This window comes from Diaphorobacter sp. JS3051 (assembly GCF_015832135.1).
GTDB classification, from domain to species: domain Bacteria; phylum Pseudomonadota; class Gammaproteobacteria; order Burkholderiales; family Burkholderiaceae_C; genus Diaphorobacter; species Diaphorobacter nitroreducens.
The window spans coordinates 2,330,580-2,343,515 of the sequence record NZ_CP065406.1 but is presented as its reverse complement, the minus strand read 5'-3'; the positions used below and the strand labels follow the sequence as shown (position 1 = coordinate 2,343,515).

12 protein-coding genes and 1 pseudogene are annotated in these 12,936 nt (G+C 68.3%); 9 read left to right on the top strand and 4 right to left on the bottom strand.

All coding sequences use genetic code 11. The features are described 5' to 3' along the window. Positions 1-67: 67 nt before the first annotated feature. A complete protein-coding gene (gene gph, locus I3K84_RS11215; protein ID WP_011803826.1) occupies positions 68-853 on the top strand; it encodes a phosphoglycolate phosphatase in 786 nt (261 codons plus the stop codon). Between the two features lie 259 nt (positions 854-1,112). Here the strand turns inward: gph and I3K84_RS11210 are convergent. Then, a pseudogene (locus I3K84_RS11210) lies at positions 1,113-1,562 on the bottom strand (hypothetical protein); the annotation flags it as partial. Positions 1,563-1,784: 222 nt separating this feature from the next. Beyond that, positions 1,785-2,387: a chalcone isomerase family protein gene (locus I3K84_RS11205; RefSeq protein WP_011803828.1), complete on the bottom strand. Its 603-nt coding sequence runs from the start codon at positions 2,385-2,387 to the stop codon at positions 1,785-1,787. Between the two features lie 356 nt (positions 2,388-2,743). On the opposite strand from I3K84_RS11205, the gene trpE reads away from it, so the two are divergent. From trpE to I3K84_RS11165, 8 genes are all read left to right on the top strand, one after another. After that, positions 2,744-4,243 (top strand): anthranilate synthase component I, encoded by a 1,500-nt coding sequence (gene trpE / locus I3K84_RS11200; protein ID WP_041835856.1) that lies wholly within the window; start codon positions 2,744-2,746, stop codon positions 4,241-4,243. After that, positions 4,240-4,584: a chorismate mutase gene (locus I3K84_RS11195; protein WP_011803830.1), complete on the top strand. Its 345-nt coding sequence runs from the start codon at positions 4,240-4,242 to the stop codon at positions 4,582-4,584. Before trpE ends, I3K84_RS11195 begins: the two co-directional genes overlap by 4 nt. Then, positions 4,581-5,153: an aminodeoxychorismate/anthranilate synthase component II gene (locus I3K84_RS11190; RefSeq protein WP_012655422.1), complete on the top strand. Its 573-nt coding sequence runs from the start codon at positions 4,581-4,583 to the stop codon at positions 5,151-5,153. The genes I3K84_RS11195 and I3K84_RS11190 overlap by 4 nt, the downstream gene beginning before the upstream one ends. Positions 5,154-5,250: 97 nt before the next feature. Beyond that, positions 5,251-6,285 carry an anthranilate phosphoribosyltransferase gene (gene trpD / locus I3K84_RS11185; protein ID WP_011803832.1) on the top strand — a complete coding sequence of 345 codons (1,035 nt, stop codon included), beginning with the start codon at positions 5,251-5,253 and terminating at the stop codon, positions 6,283-6,285. A 10-nt stretch (positions 6,286-6,295) separates the two neighbouring features. Further along, complete coding sequence (locus tag I3K84_RS11180; protein ID WP_172205614.1) at positions 6,296-6,469, top strand: hypothetical protein; 174 nt, start codon at positions 6,296-6,298, stop codon at positions 6,467-6,469. Between the two features lie 70 nt (positions 6,470-6,539). Then, a complete protein-coding gene (gene trpC, locus I3K84_RS11175) occupies positions 6,540-7,340 on the top strand; it encodes an indole-3-glycerol phosphate synthase TrpC (protein WP_103738514.1) in 801 nt (266 codons plus the stop codon). 138 nt (positions 7,341-7,478) lie between these two features. Then, on the top strand, positions 7,479-10,151 hold the full coding sequence (locus I3K84_RS11170) for a diguanylate cyclase (protein ID WP_196994516.1): 2,673 nt from the start codon (positions 7,479-7,481) through the stop codon (positions 10,149-10,151). 54 nt (positions 10,152-10,205) lie between these two features. Continuing rightward, entirely contained in the window at positions 10,206-10,919 is a 714-nt protein-coding gene (locus I3K84_RS11165) for a uracil-DNA glycosylase (RefSeq protein ID WP_011803835.1), read from the top strand. Here I3K84_RS11165 and I3K84_RS11160 read toward each other — a convergent pair whose 3' ends face one another. Together I3K84_RS11160 and queA are read right to left on the bottom strand one after the other, a co-directional pair. Beyond that, entirely contained in the window at positions 10,920-11,807 is an 888-nt protein-coding gene (locus tag I3K84_RS11160) for a DMT family transporter (RefSeq protein WP_196994515.1), read from the bottom strand. Continuing rightward, positions 11,804-12,904 carry a tRNA preQ1(34) S-adenosylmethionine ribosyltransferase-isomerase QueA gene (gene queA / locus I3K84_RS11155; protein ID WP_196994514.1) on the bottom strand — a complete coding sequence of 367 codons (1,101 nt, stop codon included), beginning with the start codon at positions 12,902-12,904 and terminating at the stop codon, positions 11,804-11,806. The genes I3K84_RS11160 and queA overlap by 4 nt, the downstream gene beginning before the upstream one ends. Positions 12,905-12,936 lie beyond the last annotated feature (32 nt).

Here is a 12,936-nt window from a genome sequence, read left to right as displayed (position 1 = left end):
GTGTGTCGGACGGGTCGGACAGCGCATACACTGCCCGCGCTCAATGCATGACTGACAAGGACAAGGGATGGAACGGGTGCAACAAGACCTCGCCGCGCTGCTCGCGCGCACCGACGCCGCGATCGTGGACCTCGACGGCACCATGGTGGATACGTTGGGCGATTTTGCCGAGGCGCTCAATCGCATGCTGCGCGACCTGCAGCTGCCCGCCATCGCGCCGGGGGCGATCGAGCGCATGGTCGGCAAGGGGTCGGAGCATCTCCTGCGTTCAGTGTTGAAACACGTTCTAGCGCCCGACCAGCAAGCGCTGACAGCTATGCAATTGGAAGCAAAGGCCGAGGCCTTGTATCCCCAGGCGTGGGAGCGCTACCAGCACCATTACCTGGCCATCAACGGCCAGTATGCGGCGCTGTACGCCGGCGTGGCCGAAGGGCTTGCGGCGCTGCACCGCACCGGTCGGCCGCTGGTGTGCCTGACCAACAAGCCCACCGACTTCGCCCGGCCTCTGCTGCGCGCCAAAGGGCTGGACGGCTTCTTCACCCACGTGTTCGGCGGCGATGCGTTCGCGCGCAAGAAGCCCGACCCGCTGCCACTGCTCAAGGCCTGCGAGGCGGTGGGAACCTCGCCCGCGCGCACGCTGATGATCGGCGACTCCAGCAACGATGCCCAGGCCGCGCGTGCGGCGGGCTGCCCCGTGGTGCTGGTGACGTACGGCTACAACCACGGCCAGCCCGTGCGCGGCGTGGACGCGGACGGCTACGTGGATGCGCTCACCGAGCTGATCGCTAGGGCCTGTTCACACTATTTTTGCCAGTGCGAATGGCGTGAAAACCGCGCCAATCTAGGCGCGTGACGACGCCAAGGCCGGGGCCTTGGCTAGGAGGGCAACGACGAATGGCGCGGTTTTCACTCCGTTCCCTCCGGGTTGCGATCAAAAAGGGCCATTCGCGGCGTTGCCAAGCCTCGCTGGGGTAGCACCCCAGCTTCGTTTGGCGCCTTGCGCCTGGCCCTTTTTGATCGCAACGCATCTGGCAAAAATAGTGTGAACAGGCCCTAGCTGAATTCCTCCGGCCGCATGCGCGCCATGGGCGCCGCGCGGGGCGCCCGGGTCCTCAGAAGCTCTCCCATTCGTCGTTGTCGGCAGCCGTGCGGGCCGCCTGCGCGGGTTGAGGACGCGCTGCCGCCGGACGTGCCAAGGCGGCGGTCGGCGCCCGGGCGGACGCCGGCGGCGTGGCGGGCCGGGCAGGGGCGGCGGGTGTCGCGGAGGTGGCGGGTACGGGAGCCGGCACGGCCGGGGCATGCACGGGCGCCATGCATGGCAGGGCGGAGGCCTTCTGCGCCAGCTTGAACACGGCGACGGCCTCGACGAGCTCGCGGGCCTGGCCGCTGAGGCTGCTGGCGGCGGCGGCCATCTCCTCGACCAGCGCGGCGTTCTGCTGCGTGGCCTGGTCCATCTGGGTGATGGCCTCGCCCACCTGGGCCACGCCCGCGCTTTGCTCGCTGCTGGCGGCGCTGATCTCCCCCATGATGTCGGTCACGCGGCGAATGGCGGTGACCACCTCAAACGCCATATGCCTACCGCCGCGATGACCACGGTGATGAGCAGAACCAAGCCGAAGGACAAGGCCAGGCGCGTGCCGACCTTGAGGTTGCTGAGATGCATAGAGGCCCCTTGCTGCGCAATTGCAATAAAGTGTATCGCCAAGGGGAGATGGCTGAAAACGCCATCAAAGGGGCAATGGCATGCTTTCTCTGCGCATCGTCACTGCGTGGGTCGATGGGCTTTATTCCTTGCCCAGCAGGGCGTCCTTGAGCTTCCAGTCGGCCGGCTGGCTGCCGAGCCAGATACCCAGCAATGCGTTGAAGAATTCGGGCTCCTTGAACGGTTCGCCCTGCGGGACGCCCTTCACCGTCACCTGCGTGCCCGTGCCGGGCAGCCAGTCCACGACGAACTGTTCGCCCGCCATGAGCTTCTTGTGCTCCGAAAAGATCTGGCTCATGCGCAGCACGCCCGGGATGAGCTTGGAAAAGGCGGCCTTGTCCATGTTGTCTTCCATACCGCGCGAAAACAGCTTGCCGAGTTCGGTGGAGTCGATGTCGCGCAGCATGGTCACGCTGATGCGCTTGGGGCCGCGCAGCGCGTAGACCTCGGCAGGCGTGGACGCCTTCTTCTCCAGGTACAGGCCTGCGGCATACACCTTGAACACGGCCTTGTAGCGCACTCCGGCGCCATTGAGTTGCAGCTTGCTGCCGCCCAGGTCGAGGGTGGGCTCGAATTTGACGCCGGCTGCGGTCGTCGGCTCCGTCGATGCGGGAGCCGGAAGCGCCAGGCACAGGGGAAGGGCCAGAGCACCCCACTGCAGGGTGCGACGACGGGTGAAGGGCATTGCGCAACTCCAAAAAAGAACGCTCGTTCGTTTCTAAATGTTGCGCCATCGAGGGGCGGTCGGCAATAGGGTTTTCGCGTGGATGCGCTGCAGCATCCACCGCGCAGGTGACAAAGTGCTTTGCTACACTGCGGGTCCATGTTCATTCACCACACGTTCATCACAGGTTGCAGCGACCGGGGAGCCTGGCCCTGGCGCAAGCCTGCGTCGTTGAACCCCTGACTGCACCTGGGCGCCTCCCCAGCGTGCGCCCGTGGCCCCACACGTGCTGTCCTGCACGGGGCCGACTCCTCTGAATGATCCTGCGGCGCACTGGCGCAGCCAGCGACCGCGCCGCACGAGCTGGGAATCTTCTTGTGATCACTGAACTGGAATTCAAAAGCCTGGCAAGCGAAGGCTATAACCGCATCCCGCTGATGGCGGAAGCCTTTGCGGACCTGGAAACCCCTCTCTCCCTGTACCTCAAGCTGGCCCATGGCAAAGGCGACGGCAAGCACAGCTTTCTGCTGGAGTCGGTCGTCGGCGGCGAGCGCTTCGGGCGCTACAGCTTCATCGGCCTGCCTGCGCGCACCTTGCTGCGGTCCAGCGGCTTCGGCGATGCGGCGCGCACCGAGGTGGTGACCGACGGCCAAGTGGTGGAGACGCACCCGGGCAACCCGCTGGACTTCATTGCCGCCTACCAAGAGCGCTTCAAGGTGGCGCTGCGCCCGGGGCTGCCACGCTTTTGTGGCGGGCTGGCGGGCTACTTCGGCTACGACGCGGTGCGTTATATCGAGAAAAAGCTAGAGGCCACCTGCCCGCCCGACACGCTGGGCTGCCCCGACATCCTGCTGCTGCAGTGTGAGGAACTGGCGGTCATCGACAACCTCTCGGGCAAGCTGTATCTCATCGTCTACGCCGACCCGGCCCAGCCCGAGGCCTATGCCAAGGGCAAGAAGCGCCTGCGGGAGCTGAAGGACCAGCTCAAGTATTCCGTGAGCGCGCCCGTGGTGCGGCCCACCGAGAGCCACACCGCACAGCGCAGCTTTGCCAAGGCCGACTACTTGGCAGCCGTGGAGCGCGCCAAGGAGCTCATCGCCGCGGGCGACTTCATGCAGGTGCAGGTGGGCCAGCGCATCCACAAGCGCTACACAGAATCGCCGCTGTCGCTGTACCGCGCGCTGCGCTCGCTGAACCCGTCGCCGTACATGTACTACTACAATTTCGGCGATTTCCAGGTGGTGGGCTCCAGCCCCGAGATTCTGGTGCGCCAGGAGAGCACGCCCGAGGGCCAGAAGGTCACCATCCGCCCGCTGGCCGGCACGCGCCCGCGCGGCGCCACGCCAGAGGCCGACAAGGCCACCGAAGTGGAGCTGGTGAACGACCCCAAGGAACGCGCCGAGCACGTGATGCTGATCGACCTGGCGCGCAACGACATCGGCCGCATCGCCAAGACCGGCACCGTGAAGGTGACCGAGGCCTTCGCGGTGGAGCGCTACAGCCACGTGATGCACATCGTGAGCAACGTGGAGGGCATCCTCAACGACGGCATGACCAGCATGGACGTGCTCAAGGCCACCTTCCCGGCCGGCACGCTCACCGGCGCGCCCAAGGTGCACGCCATGGAACTGATCGACCAGTTGGAGCCCAGCAAGCGGGGCCTTTACGGAGGCGCCTGCGGCTACCTGAGCTATGCGGGCGACATGGATGTGGCCATCGCCATCCGCACCGGCATCGTCAAGGACGGCACGCTCTACGTGCAGGCGGCGGCCGGCGTGGTGGCCGACTCGGTGCCCGAGCTCGAATGGAAGGAAACGGAACACAAGGCGCGCGCCCTGCTGCGTGCGGCCGAATTGGTGGAGGAGGGGCTGGAATGACCACCCGTGCAATCGACAAGACCCAGCCCTGCGCCAGCATGGCCGAGGTGCGCGCGCGCATCGACGCGCTGGACGACATCCTGGTGCCGCTGCTCGTGGAGCGCGGCGGCTACATGACCCAGGCTGCCCTCAACAAGCCGCGCGAAGACCAGGTGCGCGACGAAGCGCGCATCGAGGCCATCGTGCAGCGCGTGCGTGCGCGTGCGGCGGCCGAGGGCGGCGAGCCCGACGTGATCGAGGCCATCTACCGCAGCATGATGGAGGCCTACATCGCCTACGAACACCGTGAATTCGCGCGCCTGTGCGCAGAGGGCCGCAAGGGCCAGGAGGTGACGCCATGACGCGCGTGCTGATGGTCGACAACTACGACAGCTTCACCTACAACATCGTGCAGTACTTCGGCGAGCTGGGCGCCGAAGTCGAGGTGTTTCGCAACGACGAGATCACGCTGGAGGGCATTGCCGCGCGTGCGCCCGACCGGCTGGTGATCTCGCCCGGGCCCTGCTCGCCGGCCGAGGCGGGTATCTCGGTGGCGGCGATCCAGCACTTCGCGGGCAAGCTCCCCATCTTGGGCGTGTGCCTGGGCCACCAGAGCATTGGCGCGGCCTTCGGCGGCAAGATCATCCGGGCGCAGCAACTCATGCATGGCAAGACCAGCGTCATCACCACCACGCAGACGGGCGTGTTCGCCGGGCTGCCCAAGCAGTTCACGGTGAACCGCTACCACTCCCTGTCCATCGAGCGCGCGAGCTGCCCCGAAGTGCTGGAGGTGACGGCCTGGACGGACGACGGCGAGATCATGGGAATCCGCCACCGCGAGCTGGCCATCGAGGGCGTGCAATTCCACCCCGAGAGCATCCTCACCGAGCACGGCCACGCGATGCTCAAGAACTTCCTGGATCAAAAATAATAGCTGCCAGCGCTTGCCTGTCAACGAATTCACTGCGAAAAATGCTTGAAATGCATATACAGCAAGCGCAAGCAGCTATCAAAATAGAGGTACTTCCATGACCCCCATCACCCCCCAGGAAGCGCTGCAGCGCACCATCGAGCACCGCGAGATCTTCCACGACGAGATGCTGCACCTCATGCGCATGATCATGAGCGGCGAACTCTCGCCCGTCATGACCGCGGCCATCACCACCGGCCTGCGCGTGAAGAAGGAAACCATCGGCGAGATCACCGCCGCCGCGCAGGTGATGCGCGAGTTCTCCCACAAGGTGCAGGTGCACGACACCAAGCACCTCGTGGACATCGTGGGCACGGGCGGCGACGGCGCCAACACCTTCAACATCTCCACCTGCGCCACCTTCGTGATCGCCGCCGCGGGCGCCAAGGTCAGCAAGCATGGCGGGCGCAGCGTCAGCAGCAAGAGCGGCAGCGCCGACGCCATGGAGGCGCTGGGCGTGCACATCAACCTGCAGCCTGCGCAGATCGCGCAGTGCATTGGCGACGTGGGCATCGGCTTCATGTTCGCGCCCAACCACCACCCCGCCATGAAGAACGTGGCGCCGGTGCGCAAGGAGCTGGGCGTGCGGACCATCTTCAACATCCTGGGGCCGCTGACCAACCCGGCAGGTGCGCCCAACATCCTCATGGGCGTGTTCCACGAAGACCTGGTGGGCATCCAGGTGCGTGCGCTGCAACGCCTGGGCGCCGAGCACGCGCTGGTGGTCTACGGCCGTGACGGGCTGGACGAAATCAGCCTGGGCGCGGGCACGCTGGTGGGCGAATTGAAAGACGGCGCGGTGCGCGAGTACGAGATCCACCCCGAGGACTTCGGCCTGCGCATGGCAGGCACGCGGGCGCTGCGCGTGGAGAACCCGACCGAATCCAAGGCCATGCTGATGGGCGTGCTGCAGGGCGACGAAGGCCCGGCGCGCGACATCGTCTGCCTGAATGCCGGTGCCGCCTTGTATGCTGCCAACGTGGCCGACTCGCTGGAAGACGGCCTGCGCCGCGCCCAGCAGGCCCTGGCCAGCGGCGCGGCCCTGGCCAAGCTGCAGCAGCTGGTCGCCTACACCCAGAAGCTCGCGGCCTGAGCGCACGGCGATGAGCCTGCTGGACGCTCCCATCTGGAACGACCCCGCGACGTGGATCGTGCTGGGCGTGTCGCTGCTGTTCATCGTCGTGGGCATCGTGATGCACCGCATCATCATGAAGGTGGTGCGCGGCCCGGCACCGCCCACGCAAGGCCACAAGGGCCCGGTACCTCCGCGCGAATGAGCGGGACGGGCGCTGGCGCCAGTGCGCGCCGTCACCATTGACGCTCCCTGCGGGGAGCAAGGAAGCAAGCATGTCGGACATCCTGAAGAAAATCTGCGACGTGAAGGTCGAGGAAGTGGCCGCCGCGCAAAAGCGCGTGTCCTTCACCGACATGCGCCGCGACGCCGAGAGCCGCGTGCTCACGCGCGACTTCGTGGGCGCGCTGCGCGCCAAGATCGACCAGGGCCAGGCCGGCGTGATCGCCGAAATCAAGAAGGCCAGCCCCAGCAAGGGCGTGATCCGCGAGGATTTCATCCCGGCCGACATCGCGCAAAGCTACGCCGAGGGCGACGGCAAGGTCAGCGCGGCCTGCCTGTCGGTGCTGACCGACCGCCAGTTCTTCCAGGGCCAGCCCGATTACCTGAAGCAGGCACGCGCCAGCTGCCCGCTGCCGGTGCTGCGCAAGGACTTCATGATCGATCCGTACCAGATCTACGAGTCGCGCGCTTTTGGAGCGGACTGCGTGCTGCTGATCGCCGCCTGCCTTGAGGATGGCCTGATGGCCGAGATGGAGCAGATCGCCCGCAGCCTGGACATGGCCGTGCTGGTGGAGGTGCACGACGGCGCCGAGCTGGAGCGCGCGCTGCGCCTGCAGACGCCGCTCGTGGGCATCAACAACCGCAACCTGCGCACCTTCGAGGTCAGCCTGCAGACCACGCTGGACCTGAAGAAGGAAGTGCCTGCCGACCGCCTGCTGGTGGCCGAGTCCGGCATCCTTGCGCCGGTGGATGTGCACACGCTGCGCGATGCCGGCGTGAATGCGTTCCTGGTGGGCGAGGCCTTCATGCGCGCGCCCGACCCGGGGCGGGCGCTGGCCCAGCTGTTCGCCTGACGGCCGCAGGCCGGGCGTCCCCCGGGGTTGGGGCGGTGGCGGCATACTGGGCCCATGAAAGTCATCGGGCCGCGTCGATGAGCCTTGTCTGAGGCGGTTACCCGGCCATTCTTATCGTGCCCGCATGGAGGAGTTGCCTTGCGCGAGAGACCGGATACGCAGGCCGAGCGTTTTCGCAGGGAGTGGTGGTTGCTGGCGGGCCTGTGGCTGGCGCTGGGGGCGCTGATTGCGGTCGTGCTGATCCTGGAGCGGCGGGACACCGAGGCACGCGAGCGCCAGCAGGTCGCGCACCAGGTGCATATCGTCCATGAGAACCTGGAGCGCCAACTGCATGCCGTGAACCAGGCGCTGGGGGATATTGTTGCGAACCTGGCGCAGTGGCGCGCGCGCCCTGAAGGCGCCTTGCCATTCAACGAGCGGCTGCGGGCCTTCAGCGACGCCATGACCGGCGTGCGCACGCTGACCGTGCTGGATGCCGAGGGTACGGTGGTCGCCTCCAGCCGTGCCGAGTTGCTCGGAGAGAACCTCGCCTACCGCGATTACTTCCAGTCGGCGCGGCGACTGGCAAGCCGCGAGCAGCCCTCGCTGATCGTCAGCGCGCCCATGCGCACGGTGTTGGGTATCTGGGCCATCACGTTGTCGCGCCCGGTGGTGGCGGAAGATGGGCTGCCCGGCGGCGTGGTCGCGGCGACGCTGGACCCCGAGGAGTTCAAGACCCTGCTGGATTCCGTGCGCTACGCCCCCGACGTGGAGAGCACCCTGGTGCACGGCGACGGCGTGCGCTTCCTGCGCGTGCCCGAACGGGCGGGGCTGCTGGGCGCCACGCTGGCGCAGCCCGGCACGCTCTTTCAGGCGCACCTGGACAGCGGGCGGATGGAAAGCCTCTTCGTCGGCGCGATGGAGCCGGACCCGGCCGAGCGGCTGGTGGCGCTGCGCACCATCTTTCCGGCCCACCTGCACATGGACAAGCCGTTGGTTGCGGCCGTTGCGCGGGACTGGAGCCAGGTGTTCGCCGCCTGGCGCGCGCGGGCCTGGACGCTGGGCGTGGCATGGCTGCTGACGGGGGTTGCCATTGGGCTGGGCCTGGGCTTCATGCAGCGCCGGCGCCGCCAGCTGTGGCGCCGCGAGCAGGCGCTGGCCGCCCAGGAGGCCGCGCTGCAGGCCCGCTGGCAGGCGGTGCTGCACGCCACCCAGCAGGGCGTGTGGGACTGGGACGTGGCCGCGGGCACGGTGTATTTCTCGCCGGTATGGAAGACCATGCTCGGCTACGCGGAAGGCGACATCGGCGACAGCCTGCAGGAATGGGAAAGCCGCGTGCATCCCGACGATCTGGCGCGCGTGAACGCCGACGTGGCGCGCCACCTGGCGGGTGAAACGGCGGTCTATGAGAACGTGCACCGCATGCGCTGCAAGGACGGCAGCTACAAATGGGTGCAGGACCGCGGCCAGGTGACCGCGCGCGACGCCAGCGGCCGACCCACCCGGCTCATCGGCACCCACACGGACGTGACCGCGCAGCGGCAGCACCAGGAGACGCTGGACCGCCTGGCCGAGAACGTGCCCGGCGCGCTGTACCAATACCAGCGCGAGCCCGACGGGCGCAGCCACTTCCCGTACGCCAGCCCCGGGGTGCAGGACATCTACGGGCTTCCCCCGCAGGCCCTGTGCGTGGATGCGGAGCAGGTCTTCGCGCGCATCCACCCCGACGACCTGCAGGCGCTGCGCGAGAGCGTGCTGGCATCCGCGCAGACCCTGGAGCTGTGGCGCACCGAGTACCGCGTGCTCGTGCCCGGGGAGCGCGAGCGCTGGGTCAGCGGCCAGGCACGGCCCGCGCGCACGGCCTCGGGCGCCGTGCTGTGGCATGGCTATATCCACGACGTGACGCTGGCCAAGCAGCAGGCGCTGCAGCTGCAGGAAACCGAGCGCCTGCTCACGCATCTGATGCAGGAGATGCCCATCGGGCTGTGCATGATCGATGCCGCGGGCGTGATCTACTTTCGCAACCGGCGCTTCCAGGACCTGTTCGGCTACACCGAAGCCGAGGTGCCCACGCTGGGGCAGTGGTGGCCGCGCGCCTATCCCGATCCGCACTACCGCGAACAGGTCATCGCCGCGTGGAACGCAGACCTGGCGCAGGCAGGCGCGCAGGGGGGCGAGATCGCGGACAGGGAATACCGCGTCACCGACCGCGACGGCAGGCTGCATACGATGACCATCGGCGGGCTCGCGTTTGGAGACCATTGCATGGCCACGTTCGTGGACGTGACCGAGCAGCGCGCGCAACATGAACTGCTGCGCAAGCTGGCCTTCATGGACGGGCTGACGGGCCTGGCCAATCGCCGCCAGTTGGACCGCACCCTCAAGGCCGAATGGCGGCGCTGCCGGCGCAGCGGCCAGCCCCTGTCCGTGGTGATGGTGGACATCGACCATTTCAAGCAGTTCAACGACCTGTATGGCCACCAGCAGGGCGATGATTGCCTGCGCGCCGTGGCCGCCGCGCTGCGCGGCGGCCTGGGGCGGTCGCACGACCTCGTGGCCCGCTACGGCGGCGAGGAATTCGTCTGCCTGCTGCCCGAGTGCGACCTGGACGGCGCGCGCGCCAAGGCGCAGGCGCTGTGCCGGGCCGTGCATGCGCGGCAGATGGAACACCGCGGCTCGCCGATTGCGCCCGTGGTCACGGTGAGTGCCGGGGTGGCCTGTGTGGTGCCCGGCGCCGAAGACACCCCCGAACAGTTGCTGGCGCGCGCGGATGCGAACCTGTACCGCGCCAAGGCGGCAGGCCGCAACCGGGTGCATGATGGAATGGATTAGCTATCGTAAATATAGCTTGTAGCGCAGAATGGATAAGCCTTGGAGCATGATTTGATGCTAAATACTCCCGCCGCCACGCAACTGCAAAGTGCCGACCCCGCCGACTGGCCTGTCGCGCCGGGCTGGCAGCCGCTGGTCGATACGTTCTTTGCCAGCGCGCGCGGGCGGCAGTTGCTGGCCTTCCTGCAGGCGCGGCTGGAGGCCGGCGCCGCCATCTTCCCGCCGCAGCCGCTGCGGGCGCTGCAGCTCACCGCCCCCGAGGACACGCGCGTGGTCATCCTGGGGCAGGACCCGTACCACGGCCGTGGCCAGGCCGAGGGGCTGGCGTTCTCGGTAGCGCCGGGCGTGCGCCTGCCGCCCTCGCTGCAGAACATCTTCAAGGAAATGCAGCGCGACATGGGCGTACCCTTCCCACCGTTTCCCAACCCGGGCGGCAGCCTGGTGAAGTGGGCACAGAACGGTGTGCTGCTGCTCAACACCTGCCTCACGGTGGAAGAGGGCCAGGCCGCGAGCCACGCGGGCAAGGGCTGGGAGCAGTTGACCGATGCCGTCATCCGCGAGGTGGCCGAAGGGCCGCGCCCCGTGGTGTTCATGCTCTGGGGCAGCCATGCGCAGTCCAAGCGCGCCTTCATCCCGCAGGACCGGGGGCACCTGGTGCTTACCTCCAACCATCCCTCGCCGTTGTCGGCGCTGCGCCCGCCCGTGCCGTTCATCGGCAACGGCCACTTCGGCCAGGCGCGGGCGTTCCGCCAGCAGTACGGTTACTGATCAGCGCCGCTCGCGCACCGTCAGCCACGCGCTCGCGGCGCCGCTGGCGGCGATCAGGCAGATGCCCAGCAGCGACCAGCGGTCCGGCATGTGGCCGTACACCGCCCAGCCGGCCAGCATGGCAAACGCGATCTGGGTGTAGAGGAACGGCGCGATCGTGGCGGGCGCTGCGCAGGCGTAGGCCCGCAGCAGCAACAGATGGCCCAGCGCGCTCGACAGTCCCATGACCACCAGCCCCAGCCATACCCAGGCGCTGGTGATGGCGGTCCACACGAAGGGCGCCGCCAGCGTCATCAGCCCGGCGGCAATCCAGCTGGTGTAGAACTGCGTGGTCGTGGGGGCCTCCTGCCCGGCCATGCGGCTGCTCAAGATCTGGTACCCCGTGCCGCAGGCCAGCATGCCCAGCGGCAGCACCAATACCCCGCTGAAGGACTGGCCGCCCGGGCGCAGGATCAGCAGCACGCTGGCCAGCCCCGTGGCCACCAGCAGCCAGCGCAGTGGGCTGACCGGCTGGCGCAGCCACAACGCGGCCACGAGCGTCACGCACAGCGGCGTGGCGGCCACGATGGCGGTGAAATCCGCCAGCGGCATGGCGCGGATGCTGAAGATGCCGAACAGGCTGGTCGCGGCGAACAGCACCGCGCGCAACAGTTGATAGCGCGGGTGGTCCGTGCGCGGCGGGCGCCAGCCGCTGCGTGGCAGCACATAGGCGCTGGTGACCAGCGACTGGAACACATAGCGCAGCCACAGCGCCAGCAGCAGCGGCGTGGTGGCGCTCACCAGCTTGGTGGCGGTGTCCAGCAGCGCGAACGAGGCGCAGGCGCCCACCGTGAGCGCGATGCCGGCCAGGGCGGTGCGGGGGCTGTGCCCGGCCGGCCCGGCGCTCATGCGCGGGGCCGCTCCAGCAGCATGCAGTCGCCGTAGCTGAAGAAGCGGTAGCGCTGCGCGACCGCGTGGCGGTACAGCTGCATGATGTGCTCGTAGCCCGCAAAGGCGCTCACCAGCATCATCAGCGTGCTCTTGGGCAGGTGGAAGTTGGTGAGCAGCAGGTCGACCACCTGGAATGGAAAGCCCGGCGTAATGAAGATGCTGGTGTCGCCCGCGGCCTGGCCGCTCGCGGCCCAGGATTCCAGCGTGCGCACCGTGGTCGTGCCCACGGCCACCACGCGGCCGCCGCGCTGGCGGCAGCGCTCCAGCGCCGCCAGCGTGGCCAGCGGCACCTCGTACCACTCGCTGTGCATGCGGTGCTCGGCCAGGTTCTCGGTCTTCACGGGCTGGAAGGTGCCCGCGCCCACGTGCAGCGTGACGCTGGCGCGCTCGATGCCGCGCTCGGCCAGCCGGGCCAGCACGGCATCGTCGAAGTGCAGCGCGGCGGTGGGCGCGGCCACCGCGCCGGGCGCGCGCGCGAACACGGTCTGGTAGCGCTCGCTGTCCTCGCCGGCATGGGGGTCGTTGCCGCCGGCCTGCTGGCGCTCGATGTAGGGCGGCAGCGGCAGGTGGCCGTGGCGCTCCATGAGCTCCCAGGGGCTCTCGCCCGCGGGGCCGCGCAGGGCCAGGCGAAACAGCGGGCCGTCCGCGTCCGGGTAGCGGCCGAGCAGCGCGGCGTCGAACCCGCCCGCGGCCGCGCCGCCGGCCAGGTGGAGCGTGGCGCCGGGCAGCGGCTTTTTGCTGACCTTCATGTGCGCCACGACCTCGTTGCCGGTGAGCACGCGCTCGATCAGCAGCTCCAGCTTGCCGCCGCTGGCCTTCTCGCCGAACACGCGGGCCTTGACCACGCGTGTGTCATTGAACACCAGCAGGTCGCCCGGCTGCAGCAGGTCGGGCAGTTCGCGGAAGATGCGGTCGGTGGGCGGGGCGGCGCGCCCGTCCAGCAGGCGCGAGCCGCTGCGCTGGGGGGCCGGGTGCTGGGCGATGAGCAGCTCGGGCAGCTCGAAGTCGAAGTCGCTCAGGGTGAAGGTGCGGGGTGCGGTGGAGGCAGGGGACATGCGGGGCTTGAGGGCCGGACGGGCCCGTTCCA

Coding starts and splice junctions, on each gene's coding strand:
- gph (WP_011803826.1), top strand. CDS start 68: ATGGAACGGGTGCAACAAGACCTCGCCGCGCTGCTCGCGCGCACCGAC.
- I3K84_RS11205 (WP_011803828.1), bottom strand. CDS start 2,387: ATGCCCTTCACCCGTCGTCGCACCCTGCAGTGGGGTGCTCTGGCCCTT.
- I3K84_RS11195 (WP_011803830.1), top strand. CDS start 4,240: ATGACCACCCGTGCAATCGACAAGACCCAGCCCTGCGCCAGCATGGCC.
- I3K84_RS11190 (WP_012655422.1), top strand. CDS start 4,581: ATGACGCGCGTGCTGATGGTCGACAACTACGACAGCTTCACCTACAAC.
- trpD (WP_011803832.1), top strand. CDS start 5,251: ATGACCCCCATCACCCCCCAGGAAGCGCTGCAGCGCACCATCGAGCAC.
- I3K84_RS11180 (WP_172205614.1), top strand. CDS start 6,296: ATGAGCCTGCTGGACGCTCCCATCTGGAACGACCCCGCGACGTGGATC.
- trpC (WP_103738514.1), top strand. CDS start 6,540: ATGTCGGACATCCTGAAGAAAATCTGCGACGTGAAGGTCGAGGAAGTG.
- I3K84_RS11165 (WP_011803835.1), top strand. CDS start 10,206: ATGCTAAATACTCCCGCCGCCACGCAACTGCAAAGTGCCGACCCCGCC.
- I3K84_RS11160 (WP_196994515.1), bottom strand. CDS start 11,807: ATGAGCGCCGGGCCGGCCGGGCACAGCCCCCGCACCGCCCTGGCCGGC.
- queA (WP_196994514.1), bottom strand. CDS start 12,904: ATGTCCCCTGCCTCCACCGCACCCCGCACCTTCACCCTGAGCGACTTC.